This window comes from Blautia intestinihominis (assembly GCF_040096655.1).
In the GTDB taxonomy this organism is placed as follows: domain Bacteria; phylum Bacillota; class Clostridia; order Lachnospirales; family Lachnospiraceae; genus Blautia_A; species Blautia_A intestinihominis.
In genome coordinates this window covers 39,002-61,349 of sequence record NZ_JBBMEI010000007.1, presented here as the reverse complement: position 1 = coordinate 61,349, position 22,348 = coordinate 39,002, and the positions used below count along the sequence as shown (strand labels likewise).

Annotated in this window: 15 protein-coding genes and 3 pseudogenes; 11 read left to right on the top strand and 7 right to left on the bottom strand. The window is 45.5% G+C overall.

The features are described 5' to 3' along the window. Positions 1-37: 37 nt before the first annotated feature. Positions 38-2,128: an elongation factor G gene (locus tag WMO75_RS03840; RefSeq protein ID WP_118698762.1), complete on the bottom strand. Its 2,091-nt coding sequence runs from the start codon at positions 2,126-2,128 to the stop codon at positions 38-40. 228 nt (positions 2,129-2,356) lie between these two features. Between WMO75_RS03840 and WMO75_RS03835 the strand changes: the two genes are divergently transcribed. The 5 genes and pseudogenes from WMO75_RS03835 (at position 2,357) to WMO75_RS03810 (ending at position 7,787) form a co-directional block, all read left to right on the top strand. After that, positions 2,357-3,448 (top strand): prephenate dehydrogenase, encoded by a 1,092-nt coding sequence (locus WMO75_RS03835; RefSeq protein WP_022215294.1) that lies wholly within the window; start codon positions 2,357-2,359, stop codon positions 3,446-3,448. 221 nt (positions 3,449-3,669) lie between these two features. After that, positions 3,670-4,118: pseudogene (locus tag WMO75_RS20085) on the top strand (IS607 family transposase). Beyond that, entirely contained in the window at positions 4,048-5,211 is a 1,164-nt protein-coding gene (locus WMO75_RS03820) for an RNA-guided endonuclease InsQ/TnpB family protein (protein ID WP_118698763.1), read from the top strand. The pseudogene WMO75_RS20085 and the gene WMO75_RS03820 overlap by 71 nt, the downstream one beginning before the upstream one ends. 196 nt (positions 5,212-5,407) lie before the next feature. After that, positions 5,408-6,682 carry a 3-phosphoshikimate 1-carboxyvinyltransferase gene (aroA, locus tag WMO75_RS03815; protein WP_227222441.1) on the top strand — a complete coding sequence of 425 codons (1,275 nt, stop codon included), beginning with the start codon at positions 5,408-5,410 and terminating at the stop codon, positions 6,680-6,682. A 115-nt stretch (positions 6,683-6,797) separates the two neighbouring features. Continuing rightward, the gene (locus WMO75_RS03810; protein ID WP_303223254.1) at positions 6,798-7,787 is read left to right on the top strand and encodes a 2-hydroxyacid dehydrogenase; all 990 of its coding nucleotides are present in this window, start codon (positions 6,798-6,800) and stop codon (positions 7,785-7,787) included. A 104-nt stretch (positions 7,788-7,891) separates the two neighbouring features. Here WMO75_RS03810 and WMO75_RS03805 read toward each other — a convergent pair whose 3' ends face one another. Beyond that, positions 7,892-8,743 carry a deoxyribonuclease IV gene (locus tag WMO75_RS03805; RefSeq protein WP_022215291.1) on the bottom strand — a complete coding sequence of 284 codons (852 nt, stop codon included), beginning with the start codon at positions 8,741-8,743 and terminating at the stop codon, positions 7,892-7,894. A 153-nt stretch (positions 8,744-8,896) separates the two neighbouring features. On the opposite strand from WMO75_RS03805, the gene WMO75_RS03800 reads away from it, so the two are divergent. Next, entirely contained in the window at positions 8,897-10,267 is a 1,371-nt protein-coding gene (locus WMO75_RS03800) for a CapA family protein (RefSeq protein ID WP_349077654.1), read from the top strand. A 45-nt stretch (positions 10,268-10,312) separates the two neighbouring features. Here the strand turns inward: WMO75_RS03800 and WMO75_RS03795 are convergent, their stop codons facing one another. Next, the gene (locus WMO75_RS03795; protein ID WP_118252432.1) at positions 10,313-11,227 is read right to left on the bottom strand and encodes a LysR family transcriptional regulator; all 915 of its coding nucleotides are present in this window, start codon (positions 11,225-11,227) and stop codon (positions 10,313-10,315) included. Between the two features lie 176 nt (positions 11,228-11,403). Here WMO75_RS03795 and WMO75_RS03790 point away from each other — a divergent pair, with 176 nt between their 5' ends. Beyond that, the gene (locus WMO75_RS03790) at positions 11,404-12,093 is read left to right on the top strand and encodes a YoaK family protein (protein WP_118252431.1); all 690 of its coding nucleotides are present in this window, start codon (positions 11,404-11,406) and stop codon (positions 12,091-12,093) included. Positions 12,094-12,130: 37 nt separating this feature from the next. Here the strand turns inward: WMO75_RS03790 and WMO75_RS03785 are convergent, their stop codons facing one another. Next, a complete protein-coding gene (locus WMO75_RS03785) occupies positions 12,131-13,753 on the bottom strand; it encodes a hypothetical protein (protein ID WP_118698769.1) in 1,623 nt (540 codons plus the stop codon). A 153-nt stretch (positions 13,754-13,906) separates the two neighbouring features. Here WMO75_RS03785 and WMO75_RS03780 point away from each other — a divergent pair, with 153 nt between their 5' ends. The 4 genes and pseudogenes from WMO75_RS03780 to WMO75_RS03765 all read left to right on the top strand — a co-directional run bounded on the left by WMO75_RS03780 (position 13,907) and on the right by WMO75_RS03765 (position 16,602). Beyond that, positions 13,907-15,286 (top strand): aldehyde dehydrogenase, encoded by a 1,380-nt coding sequence (locus WMO75_RS03780; protein WP_349077653.1) that lies wholly within the window; start codon positions 13,907-13,909, stop codon positions 15,284-15,286. Between the two features lie 45 nt (positions 15,287-15,331). Continuing rightward, a pseudogene (locus WMO75_RS03775) lies at positions 15,332-15,466 on the top strand (B12-binding domain-containing protein); the annotation flags it as partial. Then, on the top strand, positions 15,467-15,931 hold the full coding sequence (locus WMO75_RS03770) for a cobalamin B12-binding domain-containing protein (RefSeq protein WP_319638488.1): 465 nt from the start codon (positions 15,467-15,469) through the stop codon (positions 15,929-15,931). It begins immediately after the preceding pseudogene. A 236-nt stretch (positions 15,932-16,167) separates the two neighbouring features. Next, on the top strand, positions 16,168-16,602 hold the full coding sequence (locus WMO75_RS03765; RefSeq protein ID WP_349077651.1) for a GGDEF domain-containing protein: 435 nt from the start codon (positions 16,168-16,170) through the stop codon (positions 16,600-16,602). A gap of 84 nt (positions 16,603-16,686) precedes the next feature. On the opposite strand, the gene WMO75_RS03760 is transcribed toward WMO75_RS03765, so the two are convergent. The 3 genes and pseudogenes from WMO75_RS03760 to WMO75_RS03750 form a co-directional block, all read right to left on the bottom strand. Next, the gene (locus WMO75_RS03760) at positions 16,687-18,060 is read right to left on the bottom strand and encodes an MATE family efflux transporter (RefSeq protein ID WP_227222435.1); all 1,374 of its coding nucleotides are present in this window, start codon (positions 18,058-18,060) and stop codon (positions 16,687-16,689) included. A gap of 116 nt (positions 18,061-18,176) precedes the next feature. Then, positions 18,177-20,806 (bottom strand): annotated as a pseudogene (gene ppdK, locus WMO75_RS03755) (pyruvate, phosphate dikinase). Positions 20,807-20,972: 166 nt separating this feature from the next. Beyond that, positions 20,973-22,223 (bottom strand): 6-phosphofructokinase, encoded by a 1,251-nt coding sequence (locus WMO75_RS03750; RefSeq protein ID WP_022213186.1) that lies wholly within the window; start codon positions 22,221-22,223, stop codon positions 20,973-20,975. Positions 22,224-22,348: the final 125 nt, after the last annotated feature.

The following is a 22,348-nucleotide window of genomic DNA, read 5'->3' as shown; positions in this document are numbered from 1 at the left end:
GTTTTCTTTATTTCTTAATTCACAGGAGTCTGATCATTTATGCATCTGCGTTGTCTACTTTGCTTGCACGTGCCTCAATCTCCTTAGCCTGGATATCGCTAGGAGCCTGCTCATAGCGTGCGAACTCATAGGAGAAGTCGCCGCTTCCACCAGTCATGGAACGAAGTGTTGTAGAATATCCATAGATTTCAAGCTGTGGTACATCAGCCTCGATGATGGTATTGCCTTCATGATCCGGGTTCATTCCAAGAACACGTCCACGTCTCTTGTTGAGATCGCCCATAACATCACCGGTGTATTTGTCCGGAACAGTGATCTTCATGCTTACGATCGGCTCAAGGAGTACAGGAGATGCATCCATAAAGCCTTTCTTGAACGCCAGGATCGTTGCCATCTTGAATGCCATCTCGGAAGAGTCTACCGGATGATAAGATCCATCGTAAAGTGTAGCCTTAACGCCTACTACCGGATAAGCAGCCAGAGGTCCCTTCTGAACGCTTTCCTGAAGGCCCTTCTCAACTGCCGGGAAGTAGTTCTTCGGAACAGCACCGCCTACGACTACCTGCTCAAATACATAAGGTGTCTCCAGGTCGCCGGATGGCTCGAAGCGCATCTTGACATGTCCGTACTGTCCGTGTCCACCGGACTGTTTCTTATGTTTGCCCTCTACGTCGGAGTTCTTGCGGATGGTCTCGCGGAAAGCTACCTTCGGTTTGGAAAGTTCTACGTCTACTTTGTAGCGTTCTTTGAGCTTGCTTACTACGATATCAAGGTGCTGGTCGCCCATACCATAGAGTAATGTCTGTCTGTTGGCAGAATCATTGACTGCACGGAGGGTCTTGTCCTCACTCATCATCTTGGCGAGAGCCTGTGCGATCTTGTCCTCGTCGCCCTTCTTGACTGCCTTATATCTCTTATAGGTATAAGGAGTGGAAATGAGAGCCTTCGGATAGAGCACCGGAGCTGCCTTTGTTGCAAGGCTGTCGCCGGTCTGTACGCTTGCGAGTTTGGCGATCGCGCCGATATCACCTGCGTGGAGTTCCGGAACTTCGATCGGTTTGGAGCCCTCAAGAACATATAATTTGTTCAGTCGTTCTTCCTCACCCTTCTCTACGTTGAGCAGAGTATCATCGGATTTGATAACACCGGAAACAACTTTGATCAGAGAATATTTGCCGAGGAACGGATCTGCGATGGTCTTCCATACGTATGCAGATTTCGCTTTGGCAAAGTCATAGTTTGCTTCAAAGATCTCATTGGTCTTCTGGGAAATACCGTTGCAGGAACGCTTGTCCGGGCTCGGGAAATATCCACAGATATCATCGAGAAGGTTGGAAACGCCTCGAAGGTTGATCGGTGATCCCATGCATACCGGAACGATGCTTGCGTCCTGTACATTGGTTGCAAGTGCTGCGGAAACTTCTGTTACGGAGAAAGTATCTCCCTCGAAATAACGGTCCATGAACTCTTCACTCGTCTCAGCAACAGATTCCATCAGAGTTTCATGATATTTCTCAAGGTATTCTTCCAGATATTCCGGAACATCGCAAGGCTCCTTGCCTGCTTTGTCGATATATCTTCGGCCTGCCTGCTTCACGACATTGACATAGCCGACGAACTTGCCATCTTCACGGATCGGGAAATGCAGCGGCGCGATCTTCTTGCCATAAAGTTCGGTAAGATCCTCTACTACTTTACGATAGCTGACATCATCCACGTCCATATCTGTTACAAAGATCATACGAGGTAATTTATATTTCTCGCAGAGATTCCATGCTTTCTGTGTACCGACCTGAACTCCGGCCTTACCGGAAACAACGATGATGGCTGCGTCTGCTGCGCTGACCGCTTCCTCTACTTCTCCTACGAAGTCAAAGTAACCAGGAGTATCCAGGATATTGATCTTCACCTTGTCCCACGGAACCGGGATCACAGATGTGGAGATTGAAAAATGTCTCTTGATCTCCTCCTTATCAAAATCGCTGACGGTATTTCCATCTTCTACTCTGCCAAGACGACTTGTCATTCCTGCCAGATAAGCCATTGCCTCTGCTAATGTGGTCTTGCCGGATCCCCCATGACCCAAAAGAACCACATTGCGAATTCGGTCAGTTCTATAAACGTCCATATGTAATACCTCCCTGTTTGTCTGATATGTCCATATTTTACTAAAATTCTTTCAACTTTTCAAGTATTTTATATAATTTTAACAATTTTTTTTGAGCTGTTTTTGCAATCATTCATCGAATTCACCTATTTTGTACCTATGTTTGACATTTTTCCTCGTATCTTTTAAAATAGAACCATAGTTTTGTCTACTAATAGATAAGTAGTAACTGGAAAGGACACAGACATCATGAAAACCATAGGTTTTATCGGGCTCGGCCTGATCGGAGGATCTATTGCCAAAACGATCCGCAAGTTTCACCCGGATTATCACATCCTCGCATATGCGAAACACAAAGAAACTCTGGCTGCCGCACTGAACTGCGGTGCTATTGACGCCACACTGGAAGAACGGGATGACCGTTATGCCATGTGTGATTATATTTTTCTCTGCGCTCCGGTAGAGTATAATATTGAATATCTCAGATATCTCAAGGATGTCATCAAGGAAGGATGTATCATTACAGACGCAGGAAGCGTCAAAGGACCGATCCACAAAGCAGTCGAGGAACTCGGCATGGAATACTGCTTTATCGGTGGACATCCTATGGCTGGTTCTGAGCGTTCCGGATTTGAATATTCATCCGACCATCTGCTTGAGAATGCTTACTATATCCTGACTCCGGGCGGACAGGTTCCTCTTGAAAAAATCACCGAGTTTTCTGAACTGATCGATTCTCTTGGTTCGATCCCGATGGTCCTTACCTGTGAGGAACACGATTTTATCACAGCCGGCGTCAGCCATCTTCCGCATATCATTGCTTCCACTCTGGTAAATCTCGTCAGAGAGCTGGATAACGATGCTGAATACATGAAGACGATCGCAGCAGGCGGTTTCCGCGATATCACACGTATCGCATCCTCCTCCCCTGTCATGTGGGAGCAGATCTGCCTCGAAAACCATGAGAACATCTCTCATGTGCTGGACGAATACATCAAGATGCTGATCCAGGCACGCTGCTCTGTTGACAATCTTGAGGCAGAAACCCTCTATGATATGTTCGCCAACTCCAGAGATTACCGCGACTCCATCGACACCACTTCTTCCGGACTTATCAACAAGACTTATGTCCTGTATATTGATATTGTTGATGAAGCTGGTGGAATTGCCACAATTGCCACAATTCTTGCTATGGAAGGGATCAGTATCAAGAACATCGGCATCATCCACAACCGTGAATTTGAGCAGGGTGTCCTGAAGATCGAATTCTATGAGGAAGATGCGATGAAGCGCGGAACTGCCCTTCTTAAGAAACGTAATTACATCGTATACGAACGGTAGGAAGATGATATAAGTAACTAAATAAAAATATTAAATGTACCTATTGTGCTACTTTAAATAAATTATGTGAAAACCTATAAAACCGCAAAGAATCCCTGTAGTTATTGAAAAACTAAAACTTTTAGAATATAAGATAGCACATCTTGTTGAAGTTTCTTTCTAGCATAACAAGTTAAATGTGTTTATACATACTTATAGTAGCATATTATGAACACATCAATATCACAAATTATAAACCAATAGATTTTGCTGAATTATTAGGTGTTTCTGTAAAAACATTTCATAAGATGGGACAGAGAGGGAATCTTAAAGACAAACCATCCCCACAGACAGGCGTTATTACACATCTAAAAAATCAGATAGCATTTTTGCGTCAGTTCTGTAAAACCAAAAGAATGATTGTAGGCCAGTGCATTGAAGACTATGGAAGCGGACTTAATTATAACCGTGGATAAGATCATGGAGCAAAAGGTCAAAACTTAGTAATCGCACATAAAGACAGATTTATGCGTTTTGGATACGACTGGTTTGAAAGATTCTGCATGCATTTTCCTGTAGATTATATGGCCTTCGTAAATATAAAAAGCAGATAGAAAAGGATGAGGAGATTGCTGAAGAGCTTCAAGACAGAGATCAATCCTACAGAAGAGCAGAAGATCAAAATACATAAGACAATCGGTACATGCAGATATATTTATAATTTTTACCTGTTTCATAATAAAGAACGTTATGATATCGGCGAAAAATTCATGAGCGGCAGGGCGTTCAGTGTATGGCTGAATAATGAATATCTTCCAAAACATCCGGAATATTCCTGGATCAGAGAAGTCAGTTCTAAATCAGTAAAGAATGCAATTGAAAATGCCTGTACCGCTTTTTCAAGATTTTTTCATCATCAGAGTGGTTTCCCAAGATATAAGAAAAAAGGAAGATCTGATGTGAAAATGTATTTTGTAAGGAATAATCCTAAAGACTGTTTTTGCGAACGACATAGGATCAAGATCCCAACACTTGGCTGGGTAAGATTGAAAGAAAAAGGTTACATTCCGACCTCCAGGGATGGATATGTTGTCAGAAGCGGAGCGGTTTCCATGAAAGCAGGCAGATACTATGTATCTGCGCTTATCGAAGTACCAACACCGAAAGTGGATGGGAATTTCAGTGATGGTATTGGAATTGACCTAGGGCTGAAGAATTTTGCAGTTGTGTCAAATGGAACTGTATACAGAAATATCAATAAAACAGTACAGATCAGAAAACTTGAGAAACAATTAACACGGGCACAGCGAAAGCTTTCCCGCAAATATGAGAATTTAAGGAAAGGAGAGTTCACTCAAAAAGCAAATATACAAAAGCAAAAGCTTAAGGTGCAAAAACTTTATGACCGGATAGAAAATATCCGTACAGATCATATCAACAAAACAATATCTGAGATAGTGAAAACCAAGCCGTCTCACATAACAATCGAGGATCTGAACGTATCCGGGATGATGAAGAACCGGCATCTCTCAAAAGCAGTTTCGTCCCAGAAATTCTACGAATTCCGGACGAAACTAAAAGCAAAATGTGCAGAATATGGAATCGAACTACGGGTAGTTGACAGGTGGTATCCATCTTCCAAAACCTGCCACTGCTGTGGATGCATCAAAAAAGACCTGAAACTTTCAGACAGAATCTACAAATGCACATGTGGGTATGTTGAGGACAGAGATTTCAATGCGGCACTGAATCTGAGAGATGCAAGGACTTACAAAGTTGCATAATCCTGCAAACGTAAGTATGTACCGAAGGCTATTTCGGGAATTAACGACTGTGGAGTGTACTTAGGATCTGTGAGTAGAGATAACGCAGGTTACTCAAAAACATACACGAAGAAACAGTAAGCGGTATTCGCGAGAAGCCGCATTATCTCAATGTGAGTATGTTTAATCACATTTTGAGTGGCAGTAGAATAAAATAATGGAAATCAAAAAACAAACCAATTTAAGAGGAACTCTTACAGTTCCGGGCGACAAATCCATCTCACACCGTGCAGTCATGTTTGGCTCACTCGCCAATGCCACCACCAGAATCACACATTTTCTCGAGGGCGCTGACTGTCTCTCGACGATCTCCTGCTTCCGCAAAATGGGGATCGATATTGACCGGAACGGCGACGAGATCCTTGTACACGGCAAAGGTCTTCACGGACTCAGTGCACCGACAGGTATCCTTGATGTCGGCAACAGCGGAACCACGACCCGTCTGATCTCAGGAATCCTTGCCGGACAGAAATTTACTTCTGAACTTGACGGAGACGATTCGATCCGCACCCGCCCGATGAAGCGTATCATGACTCCTCTTACTTCCATGGGCGCTGATATCACAAGTAAGCTGGACAATGAATGTGCACCACTTATCATCCACGGAAAGCCGCTTCACGCCACCCATTACGATTCACCGGTTGCTTCTGCACAGGTCAAATCCTGCGTTCTGCTTGCCGGTATGTATGCGGACGGGATCACCAGCGTAACAGAGCCATTTCTTTCCCGTAACCATACAGAGATCATGCTGAATTATTTCGGTGCTGATATCACCTCCGAGGGAACGACCGCTTCCATCAAGCCAGAACCGGTCCTTGAGGGAAGAGAAGTCCAGGTTCCTGGTGATATCTCTTCTGCTGCTTACTTTATCGCGGCCGGACTTCTGACCCCGGGAAGTGAGATCCTTCTTAAGAATGTAGGGATCAACCCGACCCGTGCCGGAATCCTCAAAGTCTGCATGGATATGGGCGCTGATATCACCCTTCTGAACGAAAGCACTGAGGGCGAACCGACAGCTGATCTTCTGATCCGCACCAGCTCTCTCAAGGGAACTGTCATTGAGGGCGGCATCATCCCGACTCTGATCGATGAGATCCCGATGATCGCAGTTATGGCTGCTTTTGCCGAGGGAACCACGATCATCCGCGATGCACAGGAACTCAAAGTCAAGGAATCTGACCGTATCGCAGTTATGGTTGACAATCTCACCCGCATGGGTGCTGATATCGAGGGCACAGATGACGGCATGATCATTCACGGCGGCAAACCGCTTCACGGTGCAGTGATCGACTCCTATCTCGACCACCGCATTGCCATGTCTTTTGCTGTGGCAGGAACGATCTGTGATGGTACCGTGGATATCCTGAATGGAGAATGCGTTAATATCTCCTATCCGGAATTCTATCATGATCTTTACAGTCTGAACAAATAAAACGATTCTATAACAAAAACTGCTTTTTTCATGCAGACAGCGCATACTCTTTTTTCTCTCAGGGCATTCTAAGTCTGAGGTGGAAAATGAAAATCAAGCTAAGGGAGTGTACACGATGAAAATATTATTTTATGGTGCAAGAGATTATGACCAGAGATTTTTTGATAAACTGAAACCGGCGCATCCTGATATCGACATTACTTTTATTGAAGCAAATCTCTACGCAGAGACTGCTTCCCTCGCCGCCGGTTACGAGGGGATCTGCGCTTTTGTAAACGCAGACCTTGGAACAGAAGTGATCAAAGAACTTGCACATCAGGGTATCCGTCTGATCCTGATGCGCTGTGCCGGTTATAATAATGTAGATCTCAAAACTGCTGCCGAATGCGGCATCAAAGTCCTCCGCGTTCCCGGCTATTCTCCGGAAGCGGTCGCCGAGCTTGCAATGGCTCTCGTCCTCACCGCCAACCGTCATACCCACAAAGCTTATATCAAATGCCGGGAAAACAACTTTTCCCTCAATGGTCTCATGGGCGTGAACTTGTATGGAAAAACAGCCGGGATCGTCGGAACCGGCAAGATCGGGCTTGCCATGGCGCGTATCTGCCGCGGCTTCGGCATGAAACTGCTCGCCTACGACCTGTATCCAGACAAAACGCAGACAGATCTTAACTATGTTTCCCTTGAAACACTTCTTTCTTCCAGTGACCTGATCAGCCTTCACTGCCCACTCACACCGGACACTTACCATATGATCAATAAGGAAAGTATCTCCCGGATGAAAGACGGTGTCATTCTCGTAAACACCTCCCGTGGCGGCCTGATCTGCACCGAAGACCTGATTGCAGGTATCCGGGATCACAAGTTTTTTGCTGTGGGACTTGATGTTTATGAGGAAGAATCTGATTTTGTCTATGAAGATATGTCCGAACATATCCTCAAAACCTCTACCGTGCAGAGACTGCTCTCTTTCCCGAACGTTGCGCTCACTTCCCATCAGGGATTTTTTACAGAGGAAGCGCTTACCAATATCGCTGAGACGACACTTGAGAATGCTGAGGCTTTTCGCACAGGGCAGGAACTCAGAAACGAAGTGCATATTTAATGTTATTGTCCATTCCTGACAACACTTTAATTTCTTCTGGAAAGTGCAAAGCGCTTTCCATTTTCTATATCACACAATCATGGAAGCACTTGTCGCGCGTCCATTTATTTCTCGTATGCTTCTCTCAGCGTCCGAATCTCTGCCGCCCACCCTTCATCATCATTCGGCGTTTCCAGAATAAACGGAATTCCCTCCAGGCGCGGATAACGGATCACCCTTACCAGTGCTTCCAGCCCGATCCGGCCCTCGCCGATCCTTGCATGGCGGTCTTTGTGGCTGCCAAGATCGTTCAGGCTGTCATTTAAATGAATGGCTTTTAATTTCTCAAGCCCGATGATCCGGTCAAATTCTTCAAGGACACCATCGAAATCATTCACGATGTCATAGCCTCCATCCCAGACATGGCAGGTATCCAGACAAATTCCCATCTTGTCCTTCTTTTCTACCAGGTCGAGGATCTGACGGAGTTCTTCGAAATTTCTTCCCATCTCCGTCCCTTTGCCGGACATCGTTTCAAGAAGCACCGTTGTGGTCTGGTCTTCGGTCAGTACCTCATTCAGCATTTCCGCGATCATGCGGACTCCTGCTTCTGCTCCCTGTCCTACATGGCTTCCCGGATGAAAATTATAATAATTTCCCGGTGTCCATTCCATACGCTTCAGGTCATCTGCCATCGTCTCCCTGGCAAATTCCCGGATATTTTCCTTTGCCGCACATGCATTCAGTGTATATGGTGCGTGTGCTACGATCTTCCCAAATTTATATTCTTCTGTCAGTTCCAGAAATTTACGCACATCCTCCGGATCGATCTCCTTCGCCCGTCCGCCTCTCGGATTTCTGGTAAAAAATGCAAACGTATTTCCCCCGTTTGCGATCATCTGGCGTGCCATCCTGGTATAGCCTTTGGATGAAGTTGTGTGGTTTCCAATATATAATGGACTTTTTGCTGTACTCATAAAAATCTCCTTTTTTCTTAGCATCTGCGGACCGTTCCGCTTCTATCCTTTGATTATACAAAAAAAATCAAAAACTGCAAACATATTGACGAATTGTATAAAATTCCCTATACTTTTTATAAACAAAAAAATACATAAAACAAGGAGTTTCCCATGCCGCCAAAAAAGAAAAAACACAAAAAACGTGCGTACAGAAAATCCCGCTACTACCGCAGAAGGCAGCAGCTCACTGAACGTCTTCTCATAGGCTGCGGTGCCGTTCTTATCCTGCTGCTTCTTATCATCCTGGTCCGTGGCTGTTCTGCACGCAAAAATGGTACCGTTAAAACAAACGCTTCAGCGAAATCACAGGATGAGACTTCTGCCTCAGATGCAGACCTCACACCAACACCGACCATGGCTCCGGTATCCCTGACCGTCAGTGTCGTAGGTGACTGTACGCTCGGTACAGATGAAAACTTTGACTACGATACCAGTCTTAATGCTTATTACGAGAATTACGGAGCAGATTATTTCTTCTCCAATGTGAAGAGCATTTTTTCCGCAGATGATCTGACGATCGCCAACTTTGAAGGAACTCTCACTGATTCTGATGAGCGCGAGGACAAGGAATATGCTTTCAAAGCTCCTGCCGAGTATACCAGTATCCTCACTGCCGGTTCCGTCGAAGCAGTCAACACTGCCAACAACCACAGTCATGATTATGGCGATCAGAGCTATACCGACACCATTCAGGCACTTGACAATGCCGGTATCCTGAATTTTGGTTATGATAAGACTGTTGTAACGGAAGTGAAGGGGATCAAGATCGGACTTGTAGGAATCTACGAGCTCAAGGATCACCTCGGCCGTGAAGAACAGCTCAAGCAGAACATCGCCAAGGTAAAAGCAGACGGCGCGCAGATCACGATCGTGATCTTCCACTGGGGCAATGAAAAAGAAGAAGTCCCGGACAGCAACCAGACTACACTTGCACACCTTGCAATCGACGAAGGAGCGGATCTGGTATGCGGCCATCACCCGCATGTTCTCCAGGGAATCGAAGAATACAAGGGCAAAAACATCGTCTACAGCCTCGGAAACTTCTGCTTTGGCGGAAACCAGTATCCATGCGATATGGATACTATGATCTTCCAGCAGACTTTCACCGTAGATCAGGATGGAGTAAAAGCAAACAATGTAACAAACATCATCCCATGCTCGATCTCCTCTGATTCTGACTATAACAACTATCAGCCAACTCCTGCCGAGGGAGATGAAGCCACACGTATCCTCAATAAGATCCAGGAGCGCACTGCCATGATCACCGGCGACGCGACGTCATCTTCTGACAGTTCGGATTCTTTGGAAGAAGACAATGAAGATTCCTCAGAGGATTCTTACGACGATTCCAGCTATGATGAAGGATCCGATTCCTATGATGACTCGTATTATGATGATTCCTATGACGATTCTTATGATGATTCCTACAGCGATTACGACGAAGATGATTCTTATGATTACAGTTATGATGAAGAAGAATAGATACTGCCTGCAGTAACCTCATCAAAACCCGGGAATCCCGGAGATTCAGGGTGCCTGACGGATATATTCCGTGAGCACTCTGATCTCCGGGATTCCTTTTACTGTGTCGAGAAGTTCCTGCAGGAAATCCATCACCAGAGGAGCTGCATTCCGCCGGTCTCCCATGATCGCATAGCAGGTACGGTATTCCGGACCATTCTCCAGCGCTACAATGCGGCATTCCCCCTCCTGAGAAAGTTTCTTTCCTATTGTTGCCGGCATGATCGCCCATGTTTTTTCGAGATCGAGGAGCTGGCGCAGAAGTGCCATATTGTCGAGTGATACTTTTACTTCGGAATTATTTCCAAACCAGTAATCGTGCCACATGATAAAAGAATCACTCCATGGAATGTAGATCTCATCCTCGCTTTTCAGACGGGAAGGCAGGATTCCATCCTCATACGCGGTATCTTTGCTGCAGACCAGGACCAGTTTTTCTTCAAAAAGCGGCACCGTCTGCACTTTTTTGAAAAAATGCGGATTGGTGATCAGTCCCATGTCGACTTCTTTGTTTTCGACCGCCTTGTAGGACACATTTGACCGCATGGTATCAATATGAAAACTGCATCTCTTGTGTTTCTCCAAGAAACTGCCGATGACCTGCGGCATGAAATAAAAATTCAGACTGTCTACATTTGCGATCCGAAGAATGTCCTGTGGCTTCTCGTACTGGATCTTGCTTGTCTCCAGCCACAACTGCTCCCACTTACGCGCAAGCGGGACAAAACGCTGTCCTGCATCGGTAAGCTCCAGTGTGCGAGAACCTTTTTTACGGATGATCAGTTCTGTTCCCAGTTCTTCTTCCAGTGCAGACAGGCGATGGCTGAGTGCCGGCTGTGATACAAACAGCACCTCCGCTGCTTTGGATAAAGATGAGCTGGATACGATCGTAAGAAATGTCTTGATGTCCTGGTAATTCATGGTTCCTCCTTCTGTGATGTCTTCTTATGTATTTGTTCAACCTATAATATTACTGTTCACTCCATTCACAGCAACCTATAAATTCTGTTTATATTATATAGATAAAATATCGAATTTACAATATAATATTTTGATACTATAATAAGCTCAAAATCAGAAAGATAGGAATGATATACATGGATAAAGCAGTCCTTGAACGCCGCCTTCACCTGACGGTGACTTTTATCGGTGGTTTTATGGGATGTTATGCAATCTTTAACCGCAGTGATATTTTTGGATCTGCACAGACCGGAAACTTGATCTCCTTTGTGATGGATCTGGTAGGACGTACGGATGCCGAAATCTTTTTCCGTTTCTCCGCACTGCTGATCTACATATTCGCGATGGTCTCCACCGTATTCCTCTCACATAAGATGGAACGGACAACCTTGAAATTTATCAGTGTCCTGATCGATGGTCTTGCCTTTGTTCTTCTGGCATTTCTTCCACAGGACATGGATCCGTTTGTTGCTCTGTATCCAATTTTTTTTGCTACTGCATTTCAATGGTGTTCCTTCAAAGGTGCCGATGGTTTTAACAGCTCCAGCATCTTCTCCACCAACAATCTCCGTCAGTGTACGACAGGATTTGCAGAGTACCTTTACAGCAGAGATTCCGAAGCACTCCGAAGAGGTATCTTCTATGGAAAAGTGCTTCTTTCCTTTCATTTCGGAGTTGCAGTGTGCTTCCTGTTCTGCTCCAGATTCCATCTAGCAGGCGCATGGGCAGGACTTCTCCCGGTATGCACCGCACTCGTCCTTGTCAATGAGGAACGCGCTCTTTCCAGAGCAGCAGAAAAAGAGGAGGTTCTCAGGGTTCACGCCTGAGAGCCTCCTTTTTGGTTCTTATCAATTATTGCTTTTCTTATGCTGCCGCATCTTCTGCGGATGTTTCCTGTGCTGTTGTCTCATCTGTGGATCCTTCTGCATCTTCTGTGGAAGTTTCTTCCACGGAAGATTCCAGGATCTGTAAAAATCCATCTGCCAGGTCTGCCGGAACGCCTGCTGTCTTCATGTTTTCTGTGATGACACTCCAGTCTGCGTTCTTGACATATTCTGTCATTTCTTCCTCATTATCCACTGCATAAACAGTTCCAGGATTTGCAAGATCCGGGATTTCTGCACCTTCTCCATATCCACCTGTAATAGAAAGTGTTCCAAGTGATACACCGGATGTCAGTACAGAAAGCTCCATACTGCTGGTTTCAGCTGTGGCATCAGAATCCATCTTGAGCACTGCACTGAATCCATTCAGCATGCTGGTGACATCAGCATTTTCATCATCTGTCTGTGCCTCCGGGAAGGAAATTGTAAAAGTTCCATTATAATAGCCGGCTTTTTCCGGTTTGAGTTCCAGATCTGTTACACCGATATCCATTGCCTCTGTATGGTTTACAGCCAGGATATAATCGCCGTTCCAAAGTCCGTCAGTGGAAGAACCTGTTCCGGTAACAGTCACATAACTGTCATCTGCTCCAAATTCCAGAAGAAGTGCAGTCTGTCCGTCACTGGATGGTGTCTTGAGTGAAAATACCGGCTGAGAATCTGTTCCGTCAGAAATTCCAATCTCACGTCCTACAACTTTATTCTCACTGTTTACCCAAAGTTTCTCAGAAAAACTTTCTGTACTTTCACTGTCCTCAGATTCTGCTGATTTGATATCATTCAGCAGATCATCAATTCCAGACTGATAAGATGCGTACTGATCTTCGCCCTGATTCCAGAGATCGAAGAGTCCCTTGATCTCCTTATCATCTCTCGCAGTTGTGAGGATTTCTTCCACCATGGAACGTGCGGAATCATCAGTAACAACGCCTTCATATACGGTACAGTCCTCACCGATTCCTTCTACAGAAAGTGTCTCCTCTGTCGCGGTTCCCTCTTCCATATTATCGATCACAAGATTTCCATAGCGGTCAAGAAGTGTGCTGACTGTCTTTCCATCTGGTATTACACTGGTGATATCAGATAAAGCATTCATATATTCCTTCATAAATTCCTGCGTTGTCTCGTCTGCACTGCTGGCAGGATCCAGTGCAAGATATGCATCAGAAACTTCCGGGATCTGAATGTATTGTTTCATCTCTGACAGATCTTCGTATATATTGAGATCACAGAGTTTCTGGTCATTCAAAAGGATCGTGGAAGCGATTGCCTCTGTTCCGTCCTTGACAGAAACTTTCATATCCATAGTCAGATCCTGAAACCAGCTCATGTCTTCCTGACCAAGAAGTGTTCCGAGGATTGCCTTTCCGGTATCCTCCACGGTGAGTGTCATCTTGCCGGTGGAACCAGCAAATGCCTTGTCCATATTCTGTGCATAATCATCAACAGCACCTGCGACAGAAGATACCATAGCATCAAGAGATGTTTTGGCTGTTTCCTGATAAGATCCTGCTGCAAATGCGATGCTTGCCCCTGTCAGGACCATAGAAGAACCAAGTGCAACGGAGGCTGCTTTTTTGAGTATTTTTCTTCCTTTATTCATACAAAAATCCTCTTCCCTTTCTTATTATTATATTTTTTATTTTACCACAGGAATCGTCTTTATACAACAATTTTCGATTAAATATTCAGACTTTTCGATGGGTTGACATTTTTTCTTCTGACTGTTATCCTTGAAATAAAAAAGGAAATTATTATGACAGAAGAAGAAATCAAAAAACTAGTCGAACTTCAGCGAAGTTATTTTTATACCGGGGCGACCCGTCCTGTCAAAACCAGGATCGAACATCTGAAAAAACTGAAAGACTGGGTCACAGCCCATGAAGAAGATATCAACAAAGCCCTTGGAGAAGACCTTGGCAAAAGTTCTTTCGAAAGTTACATGTGTGAAGCCGGTCTGATCCTGAACGAATTGACACATATGATCCGAAATGTCGATGAATATGCTGAAGAACAGGATGTCCATACTCCGATGTCCCAGTTTGCCGCGCGCAGTTACAAGAAGCCTGTTCCTTACGGGATAGTCCTTGTTATGAGTCCGTGGAACTATCCGTTTCTCCTCTCGATCGAACCGCTGATCGACGCGCTTGCAGCCGGAAATACCGTGATCCTCAAGCCAAGTGCCTACTCTCCTGCCACGACAACGCTCATTCAGACTCTGGTACAGGAATGTTTTAAACCGGAACTTGTCTCTGTTGTCACCGGCGGTCGGGATGAAAATACCAACCTTTTGAACCAGCATTTTGACTATATCTTTTTTACCGGAAGCCAGCATGTCGGCAGGGAAGTCATGGCAAAGGCAAGTCAGTTCCTCACCCCGGTCACCCTGGAGCTTGGCGGCAAAAGTCCCTGCATCGTAGACCGGAAATGTAATCTCAAGCTCGCCGCACGCAGGATCGTCTTCGGTAAATTCTTAAACTGCGGGCAGACCTGCGTCGCCCCGGATTATATCTACTGCGACCGCAAGATCAAGGACCATCTCATGAAGCATCTGATCAAACAGATCCGGCGGCAGTATTCTGAAACACCACTTCAGAATCCTGATTACGGCAAGATCATCAATGAGAAACATTTTGACCGGCTCTGCGACCTGATCTCTTCCGGCAAAGTCGCTTATGGCGGGAAATCCGATCCTGATACCCTTCGCATTGAACCGACTATCCTCGACTCTGTGTCCTTCGAGGATCCTGTGATGCAGCAGGAGATCTTTGGCCCGGTCCTTCCAATTATAACTTATGATTCTATGGATGAGGTTATTCCAAAAATCAATTCCATGGCACATCCCCTCGCGCTCTATATTTTTACTTCACGGCGTAAAACAGCCCGAAAGTTCATGGAAGAATGCAGTTTCGGCGGCGGCTGTATCAATGATACGCTGATCCATCTTGCCACTTCTGAGATGGGATTTGGTGGCTTTGGCGAAAGCGGCATGGGTGCATACCACGGCGAAGAAGGCTTCCGGACTTTTTCCCATTACAAGAGTATCGTGGACAAGAAAACATGGATCGACCTTTCGATGCGCTACCAGCCGTACAAACCACGCAACGAAAAACTGCTCCACAGATTTTTGAAATAAGTATTTTTTGTATCTGAGGTAGTACAATTATACCTCGTTCAGCAGTTTACGGAAGCCGGTATTCCTGTAAATGATATTTACGTCGAGATCCTGGCTGAGAGCATGCGTCGTGTCGGGGAACTCTGGCGCACAGCCCAGATCACTGTCGATGCAGAACATTACTGTACTTCTGTTACACAGATGGCAATAACGCAGATGTACCCGCTTCTGTTCTCCAGCGAATGCAGGAACCGCACGCTTCTCTGTGCCCGCCCTGGTACAGAACTCCACGAGATGGGTGCACGTATGGTAGCTGATATTTTTGAAAATGATGGCTGGGACAGCATCTATCTCGGTGCCGCTGTTCCGGAGGATGCCATGCTGGAAGCGGTCCGCAGCAATCACCCGGATCTGATCGCTCTTTCTGTAACCATGCCACAGCACCTTCTTGTATGCCGTGACCTTGTAAATGCGATTCGCAGAGAATTCCCGGAGAGCAGGATCGCAGTCGGCGGCAAAGCTTTCCAGAGTACACATCAGATCTGGAAACAATGGCCAATTGATTTTTATGTCGAAGATGCCCGCGAACTGCTTCAGAATGTAAATACTGAAATGAGATCCTCCACTGTTCTTCTGAGATTCCAATTCAGACGGGTACCTGTCTGAAAGATCTTATCAGCGATCCCGGCTGTCTGGATGAACCTGGGCTTGCCGATTCTCAGCAAACCAACATCATAACTGCATATTTCCCGGATATCCGGCAGGAAATCCCTGTCATCATCTGTACATTCTCGGAATATTATCTGGTCTTTCTGGCTCTGATCCAGAATCAGCAGGATTATGTCGACTTTACAGAGACTTACACAGATTCTCTCTCTTGGGCGAAGCAGAGGCTCCATCCAATGTATACAGATGAATATTTCCAGATCGAGCAGATGAACAATCAGCTCATCAATTCTCAGCGTGCCCTGATGAAGAGCAACAAGAAGCTTCAGAGCCTCCTGGCAGAGATCCGGCAGGCGAGTAATGCCATCGCGATTTTGGAACAGGATGATCTGACTGCACTTTACAGCGCGTCTGCTTTTTACCGCAGGGTCGAGAAATGTATCCAGGAACATCCGGATCAGGTTTATGATATCATTGCACTTGATATCGAACGTTTTAAACTGGTAAATGAAATCTACGGCAGGGTTTCCGGTGACCGTATGCTCAAAAGCCTTGCTATCACACATATCCTTAATACACTTCGAGAAGATGGTTTTTTATCGAAATGGATGATTTCGGTACCGGAGAGTCTTCGCTTTCCATGGTTGCTGAAATGCCTGTCGATCTTCTGAAACTTGACCGGAGTTTCCTTGTCTCCGGCCGCAGCTTTTCTTGAAATTCCCTGATAAGCAAACGTGACGGACTTAATCGGTCCGTCACATTCCTAATATCGTCTTATGTACTTTTTTCCTTACAAAATAATAGCAGATCACCTGCAGAATGATCGTGATGATCCAGGATACCGGATAAGATATAAAGAGGAACGACAGGCTTCTGTGGTGTGGAAATAATCCGAAGATCCACACGATACGTGTTCCTACGGTTCCTATAATCGACAGGATCATCGGTACACCGGAGCGACCCATTCCGCGGAGTGCTCCCGGGATCAGATCCATGATACCACAGCAGAAATAAGGAACTGTTGTGTATGCAAGGATTTCAATACCGCACTGGATAACATCCGGGTCACTTGTATACAGTCTCAGCAATTTATCGCCAAAGAAATACGCGCCGCATCCCAGGGTAAAAGAAACTGCAAAAGACAAAATGATACAGTCCATCAGGACTTTGTCCATACGCTTCGTCTTGCGTACGCCATAATTCTGGCTTGTAAAACTCATGCAGGACTGCGTAACCGCATTGACAGACACATACAGAAATCCAAAGATATTATTGGCTGCCGTATAACCTGCCATGGCGATCGAGCCAAAGGAATTTACGGAAGACTGCAGCAGTGCATTGGAAATATTGATGACTGTGCTCTGGATTCCTGCCGGGATTCCTACCTGAAAGATCTGTTTCAGATAAAAACTTTTGATCGTGAGTTTCGAGAAACGAAGCTGATAGCTTCCTTCCGAACGATACAGACAGCGCAGTACCAGAATACAGGAAATGCACTGGGAAACTACTGTTCCGATTGCAACACCAGCCACGCCCATGTGAAAAACAATGACAAGAAGCATATTCAGGCAGGCATTTGCAACCCCTGATATGATCAGATAAAACAGCGGACGCTTTGTGTCTCCAACCGCTCTCAGAATAGCTGCACCGTAATTGTAAAGCATGAAAAATGGCATTCCCAGGAAATAAATACGCATGTACAGCGTCGAATGAGCAATAACGTTATCCGGCGTACCCATGATCTCAAGTGCCAGCCTGGAAAAGATCAGTCCGACGAACGCCATAATAATACCGCTTACCAGAGCAAGTGTAATGGCGGTATGCACGGTCTCAGACATCTCCTTATGCTTGCCGGAAGCATAGAAACGTGCAGCAAGTACATTCGCTCCAAGAGAGACTCCAATAAATAAATTCGTAAAAACAGCGATCAGAGCTGTCGTCGAGCCAACCGCAGCAAGCGATTCGCTTCCCGCAAACTGCCCCACAACAATGATGTCCACAGCATTGAACATCAGCTGTAAAATACCGGACAGCATCAATGGCAGCGAAAACGAGATCAGCTTGTCCATGATTGAGCCATTGCACATGTCGATTTCGTATTTGTTATTTTTCAAGATTACTCCCCCCATTTTATGTTAATGAGTTTAAAAGACCCCCACAGAATGAATCTGTGGGGGTCGGTATTACTCCGTTTGGACACAATGTATAAATTTAGAATCTATACTAATTTAGAACAATCTATTCCTTATGCATTCTTCTCAGCGATTGCTGCCTGAGCTGCTGCCAGACGAGCGATCGGTACACGGAACGGTGAGCAGGATACATAGTTAAGACCGATCTTGTGGCAGAATTCTACAGAGGACGGATCTCCACCGTGCTCTCCACAGATACCTACATGAAGGTTCGGGTTAACCGGTCTTCCGAGCTCGATTGCCATCTTCATGAGTTTACCAACGCCAACCTGATCAAGTTTAGCGAATGGATCGTTCTCGAAGATCTTAGCATCGTAGTAAGCGTTCAGGAATTTACCTGCATCGTCACGGGAGAAGCCGTATGTCATCTGTGTAAGGTCGTTTGTACCGAAGCAGAAGAAGTCAGCTTCTTTAGCGATATCATCAGCTGTAAGAGCTGCTCTCGGGATCTCGATCATAGTACCAACTTCGTACTCAAGGTTGGAACCAGCTGCTTTGATCTCAGCGTCTGCTGTTTCTACTACGAATTTCTTAACATATTTAAGCTCTTTGATATCGCCAACAAGCGGGATCATGATCTCCGGTTGATTGTCCAATCCGGATGAGCGTTCTGAACTTTGATTGCTGCACGGATAACAGCTGTTGTCTGCATCTTGGCAATTTCCGGATAGGTAACTGCAAGACGGCATCCACGATGACCCATCATCGGGTTGAACTCATGGAGAGAATCAATGATTGTCTTGATCTCTTCAACAGTTTTGCCCTGAGCGTCAGCAAGTTTCTTGATGTCAGCTTCTTCTGTAGGAACGAATTCATGAAGCGGCGGATCCAGGAAACGGATAGTAACCGGGTTGCCTTCCAGTGCTTCGAACAGTCCTTCGAAGTCTTCCTGCTGATATGGAAGAACTTTTGCAAGTGCTGCTTCTCTTTCTTCTACTGTTGTGGAGCAGATCATTTCACGGAATGCATCGATACGTCCCTCACCGAAGAACATATGCTCTGTACGGCAAAGACCGATACCTTCTGCACCAAGCTCAACTGCTTTCTTAGCGTCAGCCGGTGTATCTGCGTTTGTACGAACTTTCATAGTTCTGTATTTGTCAGCCCAAGCCATGATACGGCCGAACTCACCAGCGATCGTAGCGTCTACAGTCGGGATGATTCCGTCGTAGATGTTACCTGTTGTACCATCGATGGAGATGAAGTCTCCTTCGTGGAACTCTTTACCAGCCAGTGTGAATTTCTTGTTTTCTTCATCCATAGCGATATCACCGCATCCGGATACACAGCACTCACCCATACCACGGGCAACTACTGCTGCGTGAGAAGTCATACCACCACGAACTGTCAGGATACCCTGAGCAGATTTCATACCTGTGATATCTTCTGGAGATGTCTCAAGACGAACCAGAACGACTTTCTCTCCTCTTTCTGCCCATTCAACAGCGTCATCAGCTGTGAATACGATCTTACCGCAAGCAGCTCCTGGAGAAGCTCCAAGACCTTTGCCCATCGGTGTAGCAGCTTTCAGAGCAGCTGCATCGAACTGCGGATGAAGCAGAGTATCAAGGTTACGTGGGTCGATCATTGCTACAGCTTCTTCTTCTGTTCTCATTCCCTCATCAACAAGGTCACAAGCGATCTTCAGAGCAGCCTGAGCAGTTCTCTTACCATTACGTGTCTGCAGCATGTAAAGTTTACCGTGCTCTACAGTGAACTCCATGTCCTGCATATCTCTGTAGTGGTCTTCCAGAGTTTTGCAAACCTGTTTGAACTGTACGAATGCTTCCGGGAATTTCTGTTCCATTTCGGTGATGTGCATAGGTGTACGAACACCAGCAACAACGTCTTCACCCTGAGCGTTTGTCAGGAATTCACCGAACAGACCGTTAGCTCCTGTAGCAGGGTCACGTGTGAAGGCAACACCTGTACCACAGTCATCTCCCATGTTACCGAATGCCATCATCTGTACGTTAACAGCGGTTCCCCAGGAATATGGGATATCGTTGTCACGACGATATACGTTTGCACGCGGGTTGTCCCAGGAACGGAATACGGCTTTGATAGCACCCATTAACTGTTCCTTCGGATCAGTTGGGAATTCAGCACCGATTTTTTCTTTATATTCAGCTTTGAACTGTTCTGCAAGTTCTTTGAGGTCTTCAGCTGTAAGCTCAACGTCCTGTTTAACGCCTCTCTTAGCTTTCATTTCGTCGATCAGCTCTTCGAAATATTTCTTACCAACTTCCATAACTACGTCAGAGTACATCTGGATGAATCTTCTGTAGCAGTCCCAAGCCCAACGTGGGTTGTTTGATTTTTCAGCAAGAGTATTAACTACTTCTTCATTTAAACCAAGGTTCAGGATAGTATCCATCATACCAGGCATGGATGCTCTGGCACCAGAACGAACGGAAACAAGCAGAGGATTTTCTTTGTCACCGAATTTCTTACCGGTAACTCCTTCCATTTTGGTGATTGCTTCCATGATCTGACCCATGATCTCGTCGTTGATCTGTCTTCCATCTTCATAGTACTGAGTACAAGCTTCTGTTGTGATTGTGAAGCCCTGCGGTACCGGAAGACCAAGGTTTGTCATTTCAGCAAGGTTAGCACCTTTACCACCCAGAAGGTTTCTCATATTAGCGTTACCTTCTGTAAACATGTAAACCCATTTTGCCATTTTTACATTTCCTCCTAATTATTTGTTCTTTTACATAAAAAAATTATGTTTTACGCACATAATTATTGTATAGACTTTAGTACAAATAGTCAAGGTTAAACTGTCAAAAAATGGGGAAAGTTTTTGTCATAATATGTAAAAACCTTTCCCCATTTCATATTTTACTTTAACGTTTCTTCTTAAGGTTGAGCACAAGGTGTCTCGGGAGCCCGTTTACCATGATCGGCTGGTAGTCTCCCTGGATCAGCGGGCTGATATAATCGACAAAATCCTTGGTCACATAAGTCGCATCTTTGTTCATCCAGTTTCTCGGAACGACCTTCTCTTCGTTGGCGATCCTGTGTACGTCATAGATGCCTGTTTTTGCCATGTACGGGTCATCGGAAACACGGTCGATGACGATCATCTTGCCGGTGTCGCCTTCATCTGCTGCCTTCACTGCAGCACCGCCTACCATGAATGCCTCGTCGATATCGACACGGGATGCCATATGGGAAGCACTTCTCTGTAAGGTAGAAAGCTCTACAGCCCTTGTCTTGCAGCCACACTCTGCTGCCAGGAAGTTGGCAAGGTATGTCGCGGTTCCTGCGAGCTGTTTGTGGCCGAATGCATCCACGTAATCTCCGGAGCTTCCAAGTTCGCAGACATAGCGTCCGTCAGCGAGGCGGATTCCCTCGGATACAGCGATCACAACGGAAGATTTCTTCTTGAGGAGTTCTTTGACTTTGACAAGGAATTTCTCAATGTCAAATGCAACTTCCGGAAGGTAGATAAGGTCCGGTCCGTCGCAGTCCTCTGTTCTCGCAAGTGCAGTTGCGCCGGTGAGCCATCCTGCATTTCGACCCATAACTTCCATGATCGTGATCATGCTCTTCTTGTAGGTAAGACCCTGTGCGTCACGGATCACTTCCTTGGTGGAAGCTCCAATGTATTTGGCTGCACTTCCAAAACCAGGTGTATGGTCGGTCAGTGCGAGGTCATTGTCAATGGTCTTCGGTACGCCAAGGAATTTCTGCTTCTGGCCGGTCAGGATTGCGAAATCAGAAAGCTTCTTGATGGTGTCCATGGAGTCATTTCCGCCAATATAGATAAACGCATCAATATCAAGACGGTTCAGTATACCAAAGATCTTCTCATAGATAGTCTTGTCTTCGTGGATCTCAGGAAGTTTAAAACGACAGGAACCTAAGAACGCGGACGGGGTTCTCTTGAGAAGCTCAATGTCCAGCTCTGAGTGGATCTGTGTGGAAAGATCGATATACTGTTCATCCAGAAGTCCCTGAATTCCGTGCAGCATTCCATATACCTTGTCGAAACCTCGCTCAATGGCGTTCTTGTACACACCTGCAAGACTGGAATTGATTACTGCGGTAGGACCTCCGGACTGTCCTACAATGATATTGCGTTTTTTTGCCATACTGTCATCTCCTTTTTTGTTGTCGGATATATAATAGTTAAATTTTACCAATATTATCCGTTTTCGTCAAGAAGATTTGTGTATTTTTATATGTTTTTGTATATATCTTTTGTTTTTATTATCTA